The 18,543-nt window shown below is 62.9% G+C and carries 14 protein-coding genes and 1 tRNA gene; 7 read left to right on the forward strand and 8 right to left on the reverse strand.

Annotation, left to right across the window (positions count from 1 at the left end; genetic code table 11):
* Nucleotides 1-88: 88 nt before the first annotated feature.
* On the forward strand, nucleotides 89-1,927 hold the full coding sequence (locus tag M4J39_RS03155; RefSeq protein ID WP_251726339.1) for a potassium/proton antiporter: 1,839 nt from the start codon (nucleotides 89-91) through the stop codon (nucleotides 1,925-1,927).
* An 18-nt stretch (nucleotides 1,928-1,945) separates the two neighbouring features.
* On the opposite strand, the gene M4J39_RS03160 is transcribed toward M4J39_RS03155, so the two are convergent.
* Together M4J39_RS03160 and M4J39_RS03165 are read right to left on the reverse strand one after the other, a co-directional pair.
* Nucleotides 1,946-2,461 (reverse strand): DUF192 domain-containing protein, encoded by a 516-nt coding sequence (locus M4J39_RS03160; protein ID WP_251726340.1) that lies wholly within the window; start codon nucleotides 2,459-2,461, stop codon nucleotides 1,946-1,948.
* Between the two features lie 93 nt (nucleotides 2,462-2,554).
* A complete protein-coding gene (locus tag M4J39_RS03165; protein WP_251726341.1) occupies nucleotides 2,555-3,130 on the reverse strand; it encodes a cold-shock protein in 576 nt (191 codons plus the stop codon).
* Nucleotides 3,131-3,460: 330 nt separating this feature from the next.
* Between M4J39_RS03165 and M4J39_RS03170 the strand changes: the two genes are divergently transcribed.
* From M4J39_RS03170 to M4J39_RS03190, 5 genes are all read left to right on the forward strand, one after another.
* On the forward strand, nucleotides 3,461-3,901 hold the full coding sequence (locus tag M4J39_RS03170; protein WP_251726342.1) for a VOC family protein: 441 nt from the start codon (nucleotides 3,461-3,463) through the stop codon (nucleotides 3,899-3,901).
* A gap of 41 nt (nucleotides 3,902-3,942) precedes the next feature.
* Nucleotides 3,943-5,061 carry a D-Ala-D-Ala carboxypeptidase family metallohydrolase gene (locus M4J39_RS03175; RefSeq protein ID WP_251726343.1) on the forward strand — a complete coding sequence of 373 codons (1,119 nt, stop codon included), beginning with the start codon at nucleotides 3,943-3,945 and terminating at the stop codon, nucleotides 5,059-5,061.
* 104 nt (nucleotides 5,062-5,165) lie between these two features.
* A tRNA-Glu gene (locus tag M4J39_RS03180) sits at nucleotides 5,166-5,240 on the forward strand.
* 160 nt (nucleotides 5,241-5,400) lie between these two features.
* Entirely contained in the window at nucleotides 5,401-6,321 is a 921-nt protein-coding gene (prmB, locus tag M4J39_RS03185) for a 50S ribosomal protein L3 N(5)-glutamine methyltransferase (protein WP_251726344.1), read from the forward strand.
* Between the two features lie 287 nt (nucleotides 6,322-6,608).
* Nucleotides 6,609-9,065, forward strand: coding sequence for a glycogen/starch/alpha-glucan phosphorylase (locus M4J39_RS03190; protein WP_251726345.1), 2,457 nt, complete (start codon nucleotides 6,609-6,611; stop codon nucleotides 9,063-9,065).
* An 87-nt stretch (nucleotides 9,066-9,152) separates the two neighbouring features.
* On the opposite strand, the gene M4J39_RS03195 is transcribed toward M4J39_RS03190, so the two are convergent.
* On the reverse strand, nucleotides 9,153-9,467 hold the full coding sequence (locus tag M4J39_RS03195) for a DUF2249 domain-containing protein (RefSeq protein WP_251726346.1): 315 nt from the start codon (nucleotides 9,465-9,467) through the stop codon (nucleotides 9,153-9,155).
* 289 nt (nucleotides 9,468-9,756) lie between these two features.
* On the opposite strand from M4J39_RS03195, the gene M4J39_RS03200 reads away from it, so the two are divergent.
* The gene (locus tag M4J39_RS03200) at nucleotides 9,757-10,803 is read left to right on the forward strand and encodes a dipeptidase (protein WP_251726347.1); all 1,047 of its coding nucleotides are present in this window, start codon (nucleotides 9,757-9,759) and stop codon (nucleotides 10,801-10,803) included.
* Nucleotides 10,804-10,894: 91 nt separating this feature from the next.
* Here M4J39_RS03200 and M4J39_RS03205 read toward each other — a convergent pair whose 3' ends face one another.
* The 5 genes from M4J39_RS03205 to M4J39_RS03225 all read right to left on the reverse strand — a co-directional run bounded on the left by M4J39_RS03205 (nucleotide 10,895) and on the right by M4J39_RS03225 (nucleotide 18,531).
* Entirely contained in the window at nucleotides 10,895-12,064 is a 1,170-nt protein-coding gene (locus M4J39_RS03205; RefSeq protein WP_251726348.1) for a sugar ABC transporter permease, read from the reverse strand.
* A gap of 33 nt (nucleotides 12,065-12,097) precedes the next feature.
* Nucleotides 12,098-13,636, reverse strand: a complete 1,539-nt coding sequence (locus M4J39_RS03210) for a xylose ABC transporter ATP-binding protein (protein WP_251726349.1) — start codon at nucleotides 13,634-13,636, stop codon at nucleotides 12,098-12,100.
* Nucleotides 13,637-14,057: 421 nt separating this feature from the next.
* On the reverse strand, nucleotides 14,058-15,065 hold the full coding sequence (gene xylF, locus M4J39_RS03215; RefSeq protein ID WP_251726350.1) for a D-xylose ABC transporter substrate-binding protein: 1,008 nt from the start codon (nucleotides 15,063-15,065) through the stop codon (nucleotides 14,058-14,060).
* A gap of 617 nt (nucleotides 15,066-15,682) precedes the next feature.
* Nucleotides 15,683-16,681 (reverse strand): aldo/keto reductase, encoded by a 999-nt coding sequence (locus M4J39_RS03220; RefSeq protein WP_251726351.1) that lies wholly within the window; start codon nucleotides 16,679-16,681, stop codon nucleotides 15,683-15,685.
* Nucleotides 16,682-16,758: 77 nt separating this feature from the next.
* Nucleotides 16,759-18,531, reverse strand: a complete 1,773-nt coding sequence (locus M4J39_RS03225) for an L-fucose isomerase (protein WP_251726352.1) — start codon at nucleotides 18,529-18,531, stop codon at nucleotides 16,759-16,761.
* Nucleotides 18,532-18,543 lie beyond the last annotated feature (12 nt).

The raw sequence follows: 18,543 nt of genomic DNA on the forward strand, positions 1-18,543 counted from the left end.
TTTGGATCTGACGCTTGATCCGGCTGCGTCTGCCGGCCCTCGAATGTCGAAGTCTGTTCCATGGGCTCCCGCAACAATCGAGGCTCGTATGCATCAGATCGCGGTCGCCAACCTCGTCTTGGCCTTGGGCGCGACCCTGATCCTTCTCGGCATTCTTTCCAGCCTTCTGGCCTCGCGCTTCGGCACTCCCCTGCTCCTCGTGTTCCTTGTTGTGGGCATGCTGGCCGGCGTTGACGGCCCTGGCGGAATAGAGTTCAGCAACTATCGCCTCACCTACCTGATCGGCTCCTGCGCGCTCGCCATCATCCTGTTCGACGGCGGGCTCAGGACACGACTTTCCGAAACACGCGAGGCATTGGGGCCATCCCTCGCGCTGGCCACCGTCGGCGTCGCGGTGACCGCCCTTCTCATCGGCGTGTTCAGCTATCTGGTCATGGGCTATAGCCTCATCGAAGGACTGCTGCTCGGCTCCATCATCGCCTCGACCGACGCAGCGGCGGTGTTTTTCCTCCTCAAGACGGGTGGCCTTCAACTCAAGCCCCGCATCGGTTCGATGCTGGAAATCGAATCCGGCTCCAATGATCCCGTGGCCGTCTTTCTCACCATGGTCCTTACCGAACTTGCCGTTGTTCATTCGTCGCCCGGCTTCAGCACGCTGACCGAGCTCAGCCAACAGGCTTTGCTCGGCGCAGCCATGGGGATCGCCGGCGGCAGTCTGGCGACGGTGGCGCTCAACCGTCTGACTTTGCCGGGAGGGCTGCATCCGCTGTTCGTCATTGCGCTGACGGTCAGCGTTTTCGGCGCGACCTCCTATTTCGACGGCTCCGGTTTCCTCGCCGTCTACGTGGCCGGTCTGGTCGTGGGCAACAGCAGCGTTCGCGCCTACCCCGCCATCAGCAAGTTCCTCGAAAGCGCCACCTGGCTCTGTCAGATCGTCATGTTCCTGATGCTGGGCCTCCTGGTGACGCCGAGCAACCTGATCGAGTATGCGCCGGAGGGCCTGACCATCGCCCTGTTCCTGATGATCATCGGGCGACCGGCGGCCGTCTGGATATGTCTGAAGCCTTTCGGATTCACGCCACCGGAAATCAATTTTGCGTCCTGGGTTGGCCTGCGCGGCGCCGTCTCCATTTTCCTGGCGACCGTTCCGACTTTGGCCGGCGCGCCCAACGCCCCAATGTACTTCAACGTCGCCTTCTTCGTGGTGTTGATATCGCTGCTCGTTCAGGGCTGGACCATCGCGCCGGCCGCCCGCTTCTTCGGCATGGCGCTCAAGCGGCCAGCGGCCAGCACCCGCCGTGTCGAGATCGACCTGCCCGGCCAAACGGACAACGAGATGGTCGGCTATCCGGTCAGACCAGACAGCTATGCCGCGTTGCGACCGGCCTCCCTGCCCGCCTGGCTGAAGCCGGTCATCGTGGTTCGCGACGGCGCCGTCAAGAACGCTGCCGAGGCCGGCCAGATCAAGGCGGGCGACTACGCCTATTTCATCTCGCCCCAGGATCGCGTCAATCGCCTCGACAGGCTCTTCGCCGCACTGCCCGCGGAGGCCGTGACAGCCGCCAAGCGCACCGCCTTTGGCGAGTTCGCCGTGGCGCCGGACGCCCCCTTGTCGGACCTTGCGACCTTCTACGAAATGCAGATCCCGCCGAAGCTTGCCGGCCTCACCGTCGCTGAAGCCTTCTCGGTTCGCTATGGCAATCGGCTGCACACCGGAAGCCGGCTGACGCTCGCCAACTACGCCGAGCTCGTCGCGCGCGTCGTCGAGGATGGACAGCTCCTGAAAGCCAGTCTGCGCCTCGAGGATGTCGTCGATGTTTCCATGCGAACGCCGCAGCTACCGCCGCCAACGGCGGTCCGTCGGCTCTACGACCGGCTTCATCATCGCTTCTGGAACAAGGGAAAGCCCCACGAGCCGGTCAAATAGACTGGCTTTCCGTGGCTTTTATCGCCCGGATACGGCGTCGATAACGGGATGTCGCACCAGATCGCCGGCCGAAACGCCGATGCGCTTTGCCTCCGGCGTCGGAATTTCAAGGACGAAGCGCACGGGAGAGCCAGAGGGTATGCGCATGTCGGACTGAGATTTCGCGCCATGCGCGACCGAAACCACCCGTCCCGCCGCCGAGATGAAAATGATGTCGAGCGGCACGAAGGTGTTGTGCATCCAGAAAGCGACATCGCGGGTCACGCCCATGTCGAACAGCATGCCTGTTTCATGATCGATCGACCGACGAAACATCAGGCCTCGCGACCGGCTCTCGTCCGTGTCGGCAACCTCGACCTGATAAGGGTAGACGCCAGTCGAGGTTTCCACGCTAAGACTGGAACGCGGACCGACGGGGTTGTCGTCCTGACCGGCATTAGAACCGTTTCCGAAGAAGTAGAGAATGGCGATCGCAGCAACCAGACCTGCAGCAAGCGCCCGTATCAGCAGGCGCCACGAGGTGACTTCCGACATTTGGCCTTCGATCCCTGACTGTTCGGCGTTTCTCACACGAAAAGACGCGCTTCGCCGGGGCCAACCGGCGCCGCGTGCCGCCCCATTAGGGCATCAATGTGACGAAGGTATGCCGCCGGGCTGAACCGGACGGATTTCCGCGACCATCTTCCCCTTCGGCCCGTCACCGTAGCGCACCAGCACCCGCTGACCGGGCCGAAGCTCGGTGATTCCGAAGCGACGCAACGTCTCCATGTGAACGAAGATGTCCTCGCTGCCATCACCGCGCGTCAGGAAACCGAACCCGCGAACACGGTTGAACCACTTCACCTCCACCTGCTCGAGACCGCTCGATGGGGTGACCTGGACGTGGGTACGAGACGGGGGCAACTGCGAAGGATGAACGGCCGTGGACTCGTCCATCGACAGCACGCGCATGGCCTGAAGTCCCTTCTGCCGACGCACCGCCTCGCAGACGACCCGGGACCCTTCGTAAGCCGTCTGGAAACCATCGCGGCGCAGGCAGGTAACGTGGAGCAGCACGTCCGGCAGGCCCGGTTCATCCGGCACGACGAAGCCAAATCCTTTCGCAACGTCGAACCACTTGATGACGCCTGCGACCTCAATGACTTCCACGCCGACGTCTTCGTCAGCGTTGTTGTCTTCCGATACAAACTGAGCCTTGGCCATGAGCCAGTCTCCACGATGGCACTTACTAGAAGCGCGGATGAATCCGCGCCCCGACTATTCGTGATTCTTCTGCTAAAATACCACCTGAAGGCTACCCTTCCGCAAGCCCCTCGTTAACCGCTGTTAACGGTTTTGAGCGCGTTTCTCGCCGGAAGGCCCGGTTCTCGCCGATATTGTCACCGCCTCACGCCCATCGGCGGACAGCACTGCTCTCGAGCGCGTTGCAAGGAGAGGCCCCAAGTCTTGCATCCATCCCTCTCCCAAGGATAACTACCCCGCCAGACTGAGGCGGACTTCGACCGCCCGAAGCCCCAAGAGGAGGAAATCGACATGCGCTATCTTCATACCATGGTCCGGATTACCGACGTGGACGCGTCGCTCGCCTTCTTCCGCGATCTCCTTGGCATGACCGAAGTGCGGCGAACGGAAAACGAGGCCGGTCGTTTCACGCTGATCTTCCTCGCATCGTCGGACGACGTGGAGGCCGGACGGGCTCACAGCGCCCCGCTTGTCGAACTGACCTACAACTGGGATCCGGAAGTCTACGACGAAGGCCGCAACTTCGGTCATCTCGCCTATGAGGTGGACGACATATACGCCACCTGCGAGCGACTGATGAAGGGTGGCGTCACCATCAACCGTCCGCCACGGGACGGCCGAATGGCCTTCGTCCGGTCACCGGACAACATCTCGATCGAGTTGCTGCAGAAGGGCGATGCCCTGCCGCCCGCAGAGCCCTGGGCATCGATGCCGAACACCGGCAAGTGGTGAGACACCATGGGAAATCGACTGGCGGGAGGGATGGGCGGACCATGACGCCACGGTCGGGATTGGTCTTGTTGGCGAGCCTTGCCGTGGCCGGCTGTGGCGCGGTGCTGGACCGGTCCGACTTCAAGGCCCTCACGCCGGTCGAAATCGCCGAGATCAAGGCGACCGCCGACGCAGATCGCGAAGCCGAAGCCAAGGACGTCGAAGACAAAACGATCGACGCCCCGGCTTCCGCCGAGACAACGGCGCCGCCGGCCGCCGGCGACATGTCGGCGGTGCCGATGGCTGTCGCGGTCGCTCCCGCTGAGAAGCCGAAGGCAACCGGTCTTTTCGCTTCGCTGTTCGGTTCTTCCGAGTCGGTAGACACACAGGCGGCAACCCTACCGACCGACACCGCCCCGAAATCCGGCGAAACGGCTACCGACAACGCGCCTGAGGCTTCCGATACGGTCTTCGCCAAGATCGAGCCGACCGCCCTGCCCGGTTCCGGCCCGCTCGCGCCAATGCCGCCCGAGGCCACCGAAGAGATCTCGGAAGCCGAGCTCGCCGGCGAGGCTGAGGCCGATCCGGACAAGATCGCGGTGCCCAAACCGCCGGTGGACGACGGTCTGGAGCATGACTTCGTCAACGTTTACACGTCCCGCCCCGAGCGGCCGCAGGATCTGTTCGAGGGGCTGCCGGGCGTCGCCTGGCAAGGCAATCTCGTGCTCGCCTCGCGCGGCCCCGATGGCGACCCGCGCGGCCTGTTCGATGGCGAGGTCCAGCCCTACGCCCATTACGTTCCCGGCCTGCCTCGCGACGTCGTCCAAGCCGCCAACGGCCTGCTGCTCGCCCACTCGGCCATCAACGTATCCTGCGTCAAGCCGGCGCTGCTCGGCATGATCCGGGACGCGGAGCGCCATTTCAGCCGCAAGGTCGTCGTCACCTCCGGCTATCGCTCGCCATCGCACAACCGGCGCGTCCGCGGCGCACTGCACTCGCAGCACCTCTACTGTAATGCCGTCGATCTCTATATGCCCGGCATTTCCCGCGACGAGCTTGCCCGCTATTTCTACGGCCATCCCTCGCGTGGCGGACTCGGGCTCTATTGCCACACCAAGTCGATCCATGTGGATACGGGGCGGCGGCGCGAGTGGCGCTGGTCTTGTCGCGGGCGCGGATAACGCTTGTCGTTCAAGCTCATAGACGAAGCTGTAAAAAAGCCGCAACAAATGCCGATTGGCTCTTGCCCAACCGGCAGAAGCTCACTATAAGCGCCCCTCGTTGGGCGGCCTTCGTCTATCGGTTAGGACACTAGCCTTTCACGCTGGAGAGACGGGTTCGATTCCCGTAGGCCGTACCATCCCAACATTCTTCCGCACTTCTTCATATAGACCTTCTCGTCACGACTTGTGGAATGGCCGTGGTGCCCATTGGCGGCTCCGCTCTGCGCCCACATGCGCGATTGCAGCCTCGGCCCCGCCGTGCGATAGCAGCGCGCCTCCATTTTCCGGGACAGAGCCGTGACCGACATTGCCGATGACCTTCTCACCGTTCGAGATCTCCTGCGTTATGCCATGAGCCGCTACGGCAGCGACGAAATCGGCATCGGGCATGGCACCAGCGAGGCGATCGACGACGCCGTGTTCCTGATCCTGGAATCGCTGCATCTGCCGATCGACGACATCAATCCCTGGCTCGACGCCCGCCTGACGCGCGCCGAGCGCCAGCTCATCGTCGAGCGTATCGACCGGCGCATCGAGGAGCGCATTCCGACGCCCTACCTTGTCGGCAAAGCCTACATTCAGGGAGTTCCCTTCGTCGTCGATCCGCGCGTCATCGTGCCACGCTCGTTCATTGGCGAGTTGCTGTTCTCCGAAGCCTTTTCCGGCGAAGGTGAGAAGTCCTTGATCCGCGACCCCGACGACATCCTGTCGGTCGCCGACATCTGCACCGGATCCGGCTGCCTCGCCATCCTTGCGGCGATGGTTTTCCCGAACGCGGCGGTGGACGCCGTCGACCTTTCCGAAGATGCGCTGGATGTGGCGGCGGTCAATGTCGACCGTCTCGGCGACGGACGCGTCGGTCTGCACCACGGCGACCTGTTCGCTCCGCTGGAAGGCCGGCGCTACGACCTGATCATCACCAACCCGCCTTATGTCGATGACGAAGCAATGGCTGAGCTGCCCGACGAATACCGGCACGAGCCGGAGATGGCGCTCGCCGGCGGGCTCGACGGTTTGGATATCGTCCGTCGCATCATCGCGGCGGCGCCCGATCACCTCAATCCGGGCGGCGGACTCCTCTGCGAAGTCGGCAGCGACCGTGAGATCCTTGAGATGACCTACCCCGATCTGCCCTTCGCCTGGCTCGACACGGCCGAGTCCGAGGGTGAGGTTTTCTGGCTGTCAGCCGAGGATCTTGGGGTAACCGAGGATATGTAGAACTGCATTTACTGCATATCTAGAACAGAGATTATGTCGAGCTATGCAGAAATGTAGCAGGAAACTCGCGTTTCCTTGCGTTTTTTCGCAAGTGTGGTCCTGAAGATCTAGACAGGCGCACCACTGCCCGCCAGTGTCCGCCAAAGAGGGGACACGGTTTTCGGCCGTGTAGTCTTGGCGACGATTATCTTGGTGGCGGTACTTGGCGTTACGGTGTTGCCGAAGAATTCGGTCACCACCTCGTAACCATCATCGGCGACAATCGATCGAAACCGCAGGGATCACCGATGAACGAAACTTCCAGGATCGATGAGGTTGGCGGCTCCGCCGGCCAGCCGCTTGCACTCACGGCGGCGGCCTTCAGGGACGCCGTCCGCGCCAAGTTGGCATATGCCGTCGGCAAGGATCCGTCCCGGGCGACGGCCAAGGACTGGAGCATGGCGCTGTCGCTCGCCGTGCGCGATCAGGTCGTGGAGCGCTGGTTCGAATCCACGAGAGCCTCGCACGCCGGCCAGAAGAAGCACGTCTACTATCTGTCCATGGAGTTTCTGATCGGTCGCCTCCTCAACGACGCGGTCTGCAATCTCGGCATCGAAGCCCAGGTTCGCAGTGCCTGCGCCGAGCTCGGCATCGACTACCAGGCCCAGCTCGAACAGGAGAGCGACGCCGCCCTCGGCAACGGTGGCCTCGGTCGTCTCGCCGCCTGCTTCCTCGATTCCATGTCGACGCTGGGCATTCCGGCCCACGGCTACGGCATCCGCTACGACCACGGCCTGTTCCGCCAGCGCTTCCACGATGGCTGGCAGGTGGAAGAGCCGGAGGATTGGCTGGTCTCGGGACGCGCCTGGGAGTTCGAGCGCGCCGAGATGGCCTATCTCGTCAAGTTCGGCGGCCAGATCTCCTTCGACGGTCATGGCGCCACCTACTGGCGCGCCGACGAAACGGTGAAGGCCGTCGCCTACGATACGCCCATCGCCGGCTGGAAGGGACGTCACGTCAACACCCTGCGCCTCTGGGCCTCGCGTCCGGTCGAAGTACTCGACCTCGGCCGGTTCAATCATGGCGACTACATGTCGGCCGCCGAGAAGACCATTCGCGCCGAGACCATCTCTCGCGTGCTCTATCCCGACGACACGACGGCCGAAGGCAAGGAACTGCGTCTGAAGCAGGAGTATTTCTTCACCTCCGCCTCGTTGCAGGACATCATTCGTCGTTACCTCGAAGACAACGATGACATCCGGAAGCTGCCCGAACAGGTCGCGATCCAGATGAACGATACGCATCCGGCGATCGCCGTCGCCGAACTGATGCGCATCCTCGCCGACGACTACCGGCTGACCTTCCCGGAAGCCTTCGAAATCACCCGCAACTGCCTCAGCTACACCAACCATACGCTGATGCCCGAGGCGCTGGAGCGCTGGAACACCAACCTGTTCCGCAAGGTGCTGCCGCGCCACATGCAGATCATCGAGTGGATCGACTACCATCACCTCGCCGAGGTGCAGGGCCGCAATCTGCCGGTCTCGCTCGATGCCATTCGCATCATCGAGTGGGGCAGCGAGATCAAGATGGGCAGCCTCGCCTTCGTTGGCTCCCGCCGGGTCAATGGCGTGTCGGCGCTGCACACCGAGCTGATGAAGCAGACGGTGTTCAAGGACTACCACGTCCTCTACCCCGACCGCATCGTCAACGAGACCAACGGCATCACGCCGCGACGCTGGCTCTACGAGTGCAATCCCGGCCTGCGCGCCCTGCTGCTCGAAGCGATCGGCGACGGCTGGGTCGACAACCTCGAGAAGATCGAGGAAGCCGCCAAGTTTGCCACCGACGCCAGCTTCCGCGAGAAGTTCGCCGCCGCCAAGCAGGCCAACAAAGTGCGCCTCGCTGCCGAAATCGAACGTCGCATCGGCCTGCGCGTCGACCCCACGGCGCTGTTCGACGTGCAGATCAAACGCATGCACGAGTACAAGCGTCAGCTCCTGAACATTCTGGAGACCATCGCCCTCTACCAGGCGATCCGTCGTGGCCCCGGCGCCGAGTGGACGCCGCGCGTCAAGATCTTCGGTGGCAAGGCGGCGCCCGGCTATCAGATCGCCAAGCGCATCATCAAGCTGGCCAACGATGTCGCCCGGATCGTCAACAACGATCCGATCATCGGCGACCGACTGAAGGTGGCCGTGCTGCCGAACTACAACGTGTCGCTGGCAGAGGTGATCATTCCGGCCGCCGACCTCTCCGAGCAGATCTCGACCGCCGGCATGGAGGCCTCCGGCACCGGCAACATGAAGCTGGCGCTCAACGGCGCGCTGACCATCGGCACGCTCGACGGCGCCAACGTCGAGATCGCCGAACGCGTCGGTCCGGACAATATCTACATCTTCGGCCTGACCGCCGATGACGTCGCAGGTCTGCGCCAGCGCGGCTACAACCCGAACGCCACCATCGACAGCGACCCGACCCTGAAGGGCGCCATCGACGCCATGGTCAACGGCACCTTCTCGCCGGACGACCATGGCCGCTTCAACGAAGTGGCCGATCGTCTCTGGCACACCGACTGGTTCCTGGTGACCGCCGACTTCCAGTCCTATTTCCAGACCCAACGGACCGTCGACGTCGACTACCGCGACAGGACACGCTGGACGGAACGGTCGATCCTCAACACCACCAAGGTGGGCTGGTTCTCGTCGGACCGCACCATCCGCGGCTATTCCAAGGACGTCTGGGGCGTCGAGCCCAACTTCTGAGGCTGACGAACCGAAACGACAAAACGGGCGGCAAGGCTCACAGCCTGCCGCCCGTTCCGTTTTCCGCCCCGAGCGGCAGAATGACTGTCAGTGATCGCAGCTGTGGCGGGCCAGCGCGGCGAGCGCCGCCGCACCTTCGCGGGCGAGCTCCGGATCGAAGGCCGAGCGGGTGATACGCACGCGGAAGGCTTCGTCGATGCGCGGCAGCGCCTCCCAGCGATAGCGGCCCGGCACGATGTCCTCGAAGTGCCCACGCAGGCCGACCGGTTCATGATCGTTGATCACCACGAGCGACTCGCCGTCGGCCAGCCTGTCGAAGCTGCCGAAGATGATGGCGCGACGATTCACGCAAGGCAGTCCGCGCACGTCGAGTTCGAGATCCCGGGTGGCAATGTCGGTCATGTTGTTTCTCCGCTTGGTCTGTGGCCCGATCATAGGCACGGAGGGGGCATGACACTTTGCTCCGGCGCAAACCGGAGAAAATTTCTCTCCTATCTACGAAGCCCAGAAGGTTCCCGTTCAACCCAGCAGAGTGACGCAGCTGTGTCTGCACTGCTGACATAGGTTGACCTCTTTCGGCGTGACTCCTACCACTTGGGACCTCTGCGGATGCGTCATGAGCGCCGGTTTCCGTCCCCCTCATGCGCGGCCCTTCCGGGGCAGTCCTCCCCTCTGAGCGAGCGATGGTGCAATGCAGCGTGTATTCGATGGACATAACGACGTTCTGATGCGTCTCTGGGAAACGGCCGGCAAAGGCGGAGATCCGATCGCAGAGTTTCGGGACGGCATAACCTCGGGCCACATCGATGGCCCACGCGCCCAGGCCGGCGGCCTCGTCGGTGGCCTTTGCGCCATTTTCGTGCCGTCCAGGCAAGGCGCACGGCCTATGATCGACAACGGCACCTATGCCGCTCCGCTTGCCGAGCCGATCGACCAGCCGGCAGCGCTCGCCGCCGCCGCCACCATGGCCGGCATTGCCCGTCGGCTCGACCGGGAAGGTGTCTGGCGCCTGTGCACGTCCACCAAGGCGATTCGCCAGGCCATCGATGATGACGTGTTCGCCGCCGTGCTGCACATGGAGGGTTGCGATCCCATCGACGCCGACCTCTACGCGCTCGATCTCTTCCACGCCGCCGGTCTCAGGTCGCTCGGTCCGGTCTGGAGCCGAACCAATGCCTTCGGCCATGGCGTACCCTTTGCCTTCCCGAGTTCGCCCGACAGCGGCCCTGGCCTTACCGACGCCGGTGTCCGCCTGGTGAAGGCCTGCAATCGGCTCGGCATCATGGTCGACCTGTCCCACATTACCGAACAGGGGTTCTGGGATGTGGCAAAGATCTCGGAAATGCCGCTCGTCGCCACGCATTCGAACGTGCATGCCATTACGCCGGTGACACGCAACCTCACCGACCGTCAGCTGGCGGCCATTCGCGAGACCGGCGGCATCGTCGGCCTGAATTACGCCACGTCCTTCCTGCGGCCCGACGGACAGGAAAACGCGGCCACGCCCCTCACCGACATGGTCCGACATGTCGACCATCTGGTGGAACATCTCGGCATCGACGGCGTTGGTCTCGGTTCCGACTACGACGGCGCAACCATTCCCCAGGAGATCGGCGACGCCGCCGGCCAGCAGGCGCTTGTCGGCGCGCTCCGGCAGGCCGGATACGGCGAAACGGATCTCATCAAGCTCTGCCGCGACAACTGGCTGCGGGTGCTGGCGCAAACCTGGCGGGAGTGACGCTCCCACCTATCCTGGTCACCCTACTCGAATGAGAAACCCCGGCCGCATGCGGCCGGGGTTTTGTCTTGTACGAACGGCGGTCGAAACGTCAGCCGCGCTGGTTGCCCGACGACACGATGTCCATGTAGACGGCGGCGACCAGAATGACGCCCTTGACGATCTGCTGCCAGAAGGTGTCGATACCCATCATGGACATGCCGTTGTCGAGACTGGCCATGATGACGGCGCCCACCAGTGCGCCCGACACGGATCCGACACCGCCACGCATCGACGTACCGCCGATGAAGCAGGAGGCGATGGCGTCCAGTTCGTTGCCGAAGCCGGCCGACGGCGTGCCGGCCGCGAGACGGGCGGTGGTGGTCAGGCCGGCGAAGGCGCACATCAGCCCCATCAGCGCGAACACCATCATCTTCACGTAGGCGACATTCACACCCGAAAGACGGGTCGCCTCCATGTTGGAGCCGACGGCATAGATATGACGGCCGAAGGTGGTCTTGTTGCCGACGATGGTGAACACGGCCAGAATGACCAGCAGCACCAGCACCGGCACCGGAACGCCCTGGTAATCGTTGAGCGTCATCACGAAGCCAAGGATGATGACACCTGCAAACAGCAGGCGACCAACCTCAGCCGGCATCGTCGAGACGGACAGATTGTGCTTCTGGCGGTTCATGCGTGTGCGAAGCGCCAGGAAAACCAGCACCAGGAACAGCAGCACGCCGCCGGCGTCGCCGATCAACTCCGGCAGATAGCCCTGACCGATGAACTTCAGATCGGGGCTCACCGGCGCGATGGTGATGCCGCCCGTCAGGCCGAGCACCATGCCTCGGAAGGCGAGCTGACCGCCCAGCGTGACGATGAACGAGGGAATGCCGAGATAGGCGGTAAGCCAGCCGACCATAAGGCCGAAGAACAGGCCCATGGCGATGACCAGTACGATCGTGGCCCATAGTGGCCATGAGTACGTGACGTCCAGAACCGCGGCAATGCCGCCGAGGAGGCCGAGCAGCGAGCCGACCGAAAGGTCGATCTCTCCTGCGACGATGACGAAGACCATCGCCGATGCCAACATGCCGGTAATCGCCATCTGGCGCAGCAGGTTGGAGAAGTTGCGCGGCGTCAGGAACTGCGAACCGCCCAGTTCGGAGTCATAGGTGAGGTAGCCGAAAAAAGCCCAGATGATCGCAATGACGATCAGGAGGGCGACGATCTTGTACTCGGACAGGAACTTCCTGACGTCTTTTTTTGTAAGTGTCATGATCGTACACCGGTATTCTTTGAAGGAAGAGCCTCAGGCGGCTTCCGTGGTCGGTTGTCCAATGGCGGCGGCGAGAACCTTCTCCTGCGTCAAACCTTCGTTGACGTAGTTGCCCCTCAGCTTGCCTTCGCCCATGACCAGAACGCGGTCGCTGATGCCGAGCACCTCGGGCATTTCCGAGGAGATCATCAACACTGCGACGCCCTGCTTGGCGAGTTCAAAGATCAGCTTGTAGATCTCGTATTTGGCGCCTACGTCGATGCCACGCGTCGGCTCGTCCAAGATCAACACCTTCGGCTCGGGCAACAGCATCTTGGCGACGACCGCCTTCTGCTGGTTGCCACCCGACAGCGAAGCGATCGGCAGAAGAGGCTCCGCCGTCTTGACCTTCATGCGAATGATCTGGTTCTGGATCTCGGCCAACTCGGCCTCGGACTGGATGAAGCCGCCGGTGGTGTAGCGCTTCAGAACCGACATAGTGATGTTGTAGCCGACGCCCATCAACGGCACGATGCCATGCCGCTTGCGATCTTCCGGCACCATGCAGATGCCGAGCCTCACCGCGTCACGGGGCGCCCGAACGCTGATTTCCTGGCCCTCGAGGAAAATCTTGCCCTCGTGGTCACCGTTCCAGCAGCCGAACAGCTTGCAGGCAAGTTCGGTACGCCCGGCACCGACCAACCCGGCCACTCCGAGGATTTCACCCTTGCGGAGCTCGAAGGAAACGTTGTCCACCACCTTGCGTTCGCGGTTGGTCACGTCCCAGCAGGAGATGTTCTTGGCCTCGAACACCACGTCGCCAATGGCGTGCGTTTCGCGCGGAAAGAGGTTCTTCATCTCGCGGCCGACCATCATGGTGATGATCTTGTTGGTGTCGAGTTCGGCCATCGGCTGCGTGCCGATATGGGTTCCGTCGCGGATGACGGTGACCGTGTCGGCGATCTCGGCGACCTCTTCGAGCTTGTGCGAGATGTAGACGCAGGCCATGCCGTTGGCCTTGAATTCCTTGATAAGATTGAGGAGCGTCTTGGTTTCGGCCGTCGTCAGGGCCGACGTGGGCTCGTCCAGGATCAGAAGCTTGGCGTTCTTGTTGAGCGCCTTGGCGATCTCCACAAGCTGCTGCTTGCCGCCCGAATAGTTGTAGACCGGCAGAGCGACGTTGATGTCGCTCATCTTGAGGCGGGCCATCAGCTTCTCGGCCTGGGCGTTCATCAGGTCGTAGTCGATGAAGCCGGCCATGTTGCGTGGCTCGGAGCCGAGGAAGATGTTCTCCGCCACCGTAAGGTGCGGCACCATCATCAACTCCTGATGGATGATGACGATACCCGCTTCCTCGGTCTCGCGGATGTTGCGCGCCTTGAGTTCCTTGCCTTCCCAGAGGATCTGTCCCGACCAAGTGCCGTAGGGATAGACCGCCGAGAGAACCTTCATCAGCGTCGACTTGCCGGCACCGTTCTCGCCGCAGAGTCCCACGCATTCGCCACGGCGAACCTGGAGATGAATCCCATCGATCGCCTTGACGCCATTAAAGTCCTTGGTGATGTCGTGCATCTCCAAGAGATAGTCTGACATGGACCGCACTCCCTTCGACGGCGCGAACGGCCTCGGGCAGGCCTCGCGCGCCATCCTTCTCCGATCGGAGCCAAAGGCCTCGAAGGCCCGTCGCTTCCCAAAACCGGCTTTCCGCCGAATACGACTCGACGCGCCGCCCCCGCGGCTTGCCGACCCGGCACGGCGCCCTTGCAGGAAGCCGCGACACCTTCCGCTGTTCTCCGCATGAAGGCCGATCCTGAAGGCATCGGCCAACGATCACCCGTCCCATGCGCTCGGAATTGGCTTCGACACGCAGAGCCTCAGGCGACGCACACGCGACACGCCGAAGCGGCGGTTCAAAGGCAATCACCGGACGGGCAAGCCGACGAACCTCCCCGATCCGATCGGCAAACAGCATGCCGGGGCGGGTTTTGCCCGCCCCGGTTGTTACGTCAGAGGATCACTTACCCTCGACCTGTTCCTTCGTGTAGAAGCCGTCCTCGACGACCTTCATCACGTTGTCCTTGGTCAGCGGGATCGGCGTCAGCAGCACGGAGTCGACTTCCTTCATGCCGTTGTCGAGCTTGGCCGAGTATTCCACCGGCTCACCCTTGACGAGCTTGATCGACAGCTTGGCGGCTTCCGAAGCGATCAGCTGCAGCGGCTTGTAGACGGTGACCGTCTGCGTGCCTTCGATGACCCGCTTGATGGCGGCGAGGTCGGCGTCCTGACCGGAGATGGCTACCTTGCCGGCAAGACCCTGGGCGGCGAGAGCCTGGATGGCGCCGCCGGCCGTGCCGTCGTTCGACGCGACGACGGCGTCGATCTTGTTGTTGGCAGCTGTCAGCGCGTTCTCCATGATCGACAGCGCTTCGGTCGGGCTCCACTCCTTGACCCACTGCGAACCGATGATCTTCACCTTGCCGGCGTCGACGGCAGCCTGGAGAGCCTTCTCCTGACCGGCGCGAAGCAGCTTGGCGTTGTTGTCGGTCGGCGCGCCGCCGAGCATGTAGTAGTTGCCTTCCGGCACGACCTTGAGGACGGCCTCGGCCTGCAGATAACCGACGCGCTCGTTGTCGAAGGAGATGTAGGCGTCTTCGTCCGCGTTCAGGATCAGACGGTCATAGGAGACGATCTTGATACCAGCCTTGTGGGCTTCGTCGATGACTTCGCCGAACACCTGAGAGTTCATCGGCACGATGGCAATCGCGTCGACCTTCTGGGAGATCAGGTTCTCGACCTGATTGACCTGCTTCTGCTCGTTGGCGTCGGCGGAGGTCACGATCACCTCGGCGCCCAGTTCCTTGGCGGCGGCAATGAAATAGTCGCGGTCACGAGCCCAGCGCTCGACACGCAGGTCGTCGATCGAGAAGCCGAGGACCGGCTTGTCGGCAGAAGCCTGAGCAGCCATGGGCAACGCAACGGCAGCAGCCAGGATGGTGCTCGAAAGAATGGTAGAAAGCTTCATTGTCACTCCTCCTGAAGGCCCTCTCGGGCCTGACCGCCTCCCCGGCGGCCTCCTTGCACCCGAACCACGACCGAATGTTTGATCCTTCGGTCACTTCCCCCAGCAATGCCCGTCATGGGCTTCGCCGTTGGTTCGGGATGTACCTCACGCGAGGATAGATGCCTCAAAGCAATGATGGACGCAACTCATTTTGATTGCGTAGATGCGTTGTGACCATCATCCATTTGACGAAGAAATTTCCTAACTTCGCCATGAGGTTCCTCGATACGCACGTGTACCCGCGCAATCCCTTGCGCGAGCATAAACAATCCCTGACGCGCTTTTCCTTTCGGACAGCCGTCGAATTTGATGTGATTTCATCAAGGACGTTCCCTCCAGGTCCCTGATGGCGTTTCCCGGGGACCCTCCCTGTCGCCGGTAAATTTCGACCCTCAAATTATACTCATCGCCCAACCTTGGCAAGAGACAATCAGGCCGACTTCGACGAATGGTCCATCCGGCGAACCGCAACAAAAACCCCGCCGTAGCGCGCGGCCACGGCGGGGCATCGTCGGAAAAGCTTTTTCAGGCTCTCGACATCCGGCGCTCAGATCTGTTCCACTTGGCGGACAAAGGCCTCAGGGCGTTGGGGCGTTGGCGGAGAGCAATCCCTCCGCCCGCAGTCGATCCCAGAGAGCCGGCGGAATCGAGGCTCGATACCAGTCGAAGTTCTGCTTGGCGGCACCTAGCCTGCTCATGCCGACCACGACGGCCTTGACGGCAGGATGGGCCAACGGGAAATGCACGGCCGCCGCAGGCATTTGCACGCCTGCCTCGGCGCAGACGGCGGCGATTCGCCTCGCCTTCTCGACGACTTCCGGCGGCGCGGCGCCGTAGTCGTAGTTGCCGCCGGCCTCCGGCGGCTTCACCAGGATGCCCGAGTTGAAGATGCCGACGGCGACCACGCCAACGCCCTTCTTCTCCGCCAGTGGCAGGAAGTCGGCGAGACCTGGCTGTTCCAGCAGCGTATAGCGCCCGGCAAGCATCACGACGTCGAGGTCGAGCTTGGAGACCAGATCGGCGGCCACGTCGGCCTCGTTGATGCCGATGCCAATGGCCTTGAGATCGCCGCTGCGCCTGAGTTCGTCGAGCGCGCGGTATCCGCTGTCGAGGGTCTCGCGATAGTGCCGATCGAAGCCGGCCTTGAGATTGCGCCGGTCGAGATCGTGGATGTAGGCGATGTCGATCGTCTGCGCCCCGAGCCGGTTGTACGACTGCTCGAGCGACCGCATGAAGCCATCGTAAGTATAGTCGAGAACCGGCCGCAACGGCAGTGGCCGCACCCATCCCCCCCGGTCCGGCGTCTCGCCGCGCCGATAAGGCACGAAGTAGCGGCCGACCTTGGTCGAGAGAAGATACTCCTCGCGAGGTTTGTTGCGCAGGAAGCGACCAAGCCTCAGCTCGCTGAGGCCGTAGCCGTAAAGCGGTGACGTGTCGTAGTAGCGGAAACCTTCGCCCCAGGCTTCGGCCAGGATGGAATCGGCCACATCGTCGGGCACATCCCATGAAAGCGTGCCGAGGCCGGAGGCTCCGAAGCCGAAGCGATAGGCCGGATTTTTCTCGAACGGATTTGTCATTGTCCCGAAGGCTCCGTGTGCGCGCGCAGCAGGCCGCGGCGAAATCCGCCACGACCTGCAGCCGTCCTTATGTTCTGTCAGCCGTAAAGCGGCCCGAATGTCCCGCAGGCCCGGAAGTCGGAGCCTTCCGGGTCCATGCCGAACATCGACCAGGCGCTCGGTCGGAAGATGGCGTCCTCTCCCACATTGTGCATGGCGACGGGAATGCGCAGCATGGACGCGAGCGCGATCAAGTCGGCGCCGATATGGCCATAGGAAATGGCCCCATGGTTGGCTCCCCAGGCTGCCATGACCTTGTATACCGACTTGAAAGGCCCCTCCCCCGTCAGCCGCGGCGCGAACCATGTGGTCGGCCACGTCGGATCGGTTCGCTTGTCCAGAATGTCGTGCACACGCTCCGGCAACGCCACCGTCTCGCCTTCCGCGATCTGCAACACCGGCCCGATGCCGGCCACCAGGCTCAAACGCGTCATGGTCACCGGCATGCCGCCGCGCGTGGCAAAGTCGGTCGACCAGCCGCCGCCCCGGAAGTAACCGTGATTGGCCTGACAGAAGCGCGTTGCCTCAAGCGTGCGTGCCTGATCGGTCTCCGTCACCTCCCAGAACGGCTTGATGCCCGGTTTGTTGTCGACCATCATCTCGCCGGCGCCATCGAGACAGGTGGCGCCCGAGTTTATGAGGTGGATGAGACCGCCCGCCGCCGCGCCGTCCACCACATGACCTGAGACGCGCTTGATCGCATCCGGACTCCAGTAAGTGCGAACATCAGAGAAGATCTGCGCCCGCGCCGTCAGGAGATTGCCGAACAGCATGCCGACGCCATTGAGGCAGTCGTTTTCCGTGGCGAGGATCAGCGGCTGACGCGGACCGTTCCAATCGAACGACGTGTTCAGCATGGTCTCCATGAAGTCGCCATTCGGCATGAAGTCGGTCCACTGCCGCTGCCCCTGGAAGCCGGCGGCGATGGCATGGTGACCACATGACTCCTCGACGTAACCGAGCTCTGCGAGACGAGGATTGCCCACCATCAGGTCGCGGGCGATGAGACACATCTTGACCGACGTCTCCCACTCCCAGCGCTTGCGCGCGTCATCCGACGCCTTGTCGCCGTTGGGGTCATAGCCCTCCTTGCAGTTCTCGAGCGTCCAGGCGAGCGCCTTCTCGTATTCGACCGGATCGTAGATGGAGAGCTGCAGCCGCCGCTGGAACTCGCTCATGTCGATGTACTCGGTTCGCATACCGAGATAACGCTGGAAGAAGTCGGCATCGACGATCGAGCCGGCGATGCCCATCGATACAGCGCCCATCGAGAGATAGCTGCGGCCGCGCATGGTGGCCACCGCGATGCCGGCGCGCACGAAACGCAGGATCTTGTCTCGCACGTCGTCAGGAATAGTGCGATCCGATCCGTCCTGAACTTCGGATCCGTAGATGCCGAAGGCCGGCAGTCCCTTCTGATTGTGCGCGGCCAGCACGGCGGCGAGATACACGGCCCCCGGACGTTCGGTCCCGTTGAACCCCCAGACCGCCTTGGGCATCAGGGGATCCATGTCCATGGTCTCGGAGCCGTAGCACCAGCAGGGTGTGACGGTCAGCGAAACACCGACATTCTCACGGGCGAACTTTTCCGCGCAAGCCGCGGCCTCCGAGACGCCGCCGATGGTGGTATCGGCGATCACGCACTCGACCGGCTCCCCGGTGGGATGGCGCAACGTCGCCGTGACGAGCTCGGCCACCGCCTTGGCCATGCCCATCGTCTGGTCTTCGAGGCTCTCGCGCACACCATTGCGCCGGCCGTCGATGGCCGGGCGGATGCCGAGCTTCGGCAGATTCTTGAAAACGCCGTTCATGTCTCTCTCCCT

The sequence above is a fragment of the Pleomorphomonas sp. NRK KF1 genome (genome assembly GCF_023721755.1).
Lineage (GTDB): Bacteria > Pseudomonadota > Alphaproteobacteria > Rhizobiales > Pleomorphomonadaceae > Pleomorphomonas.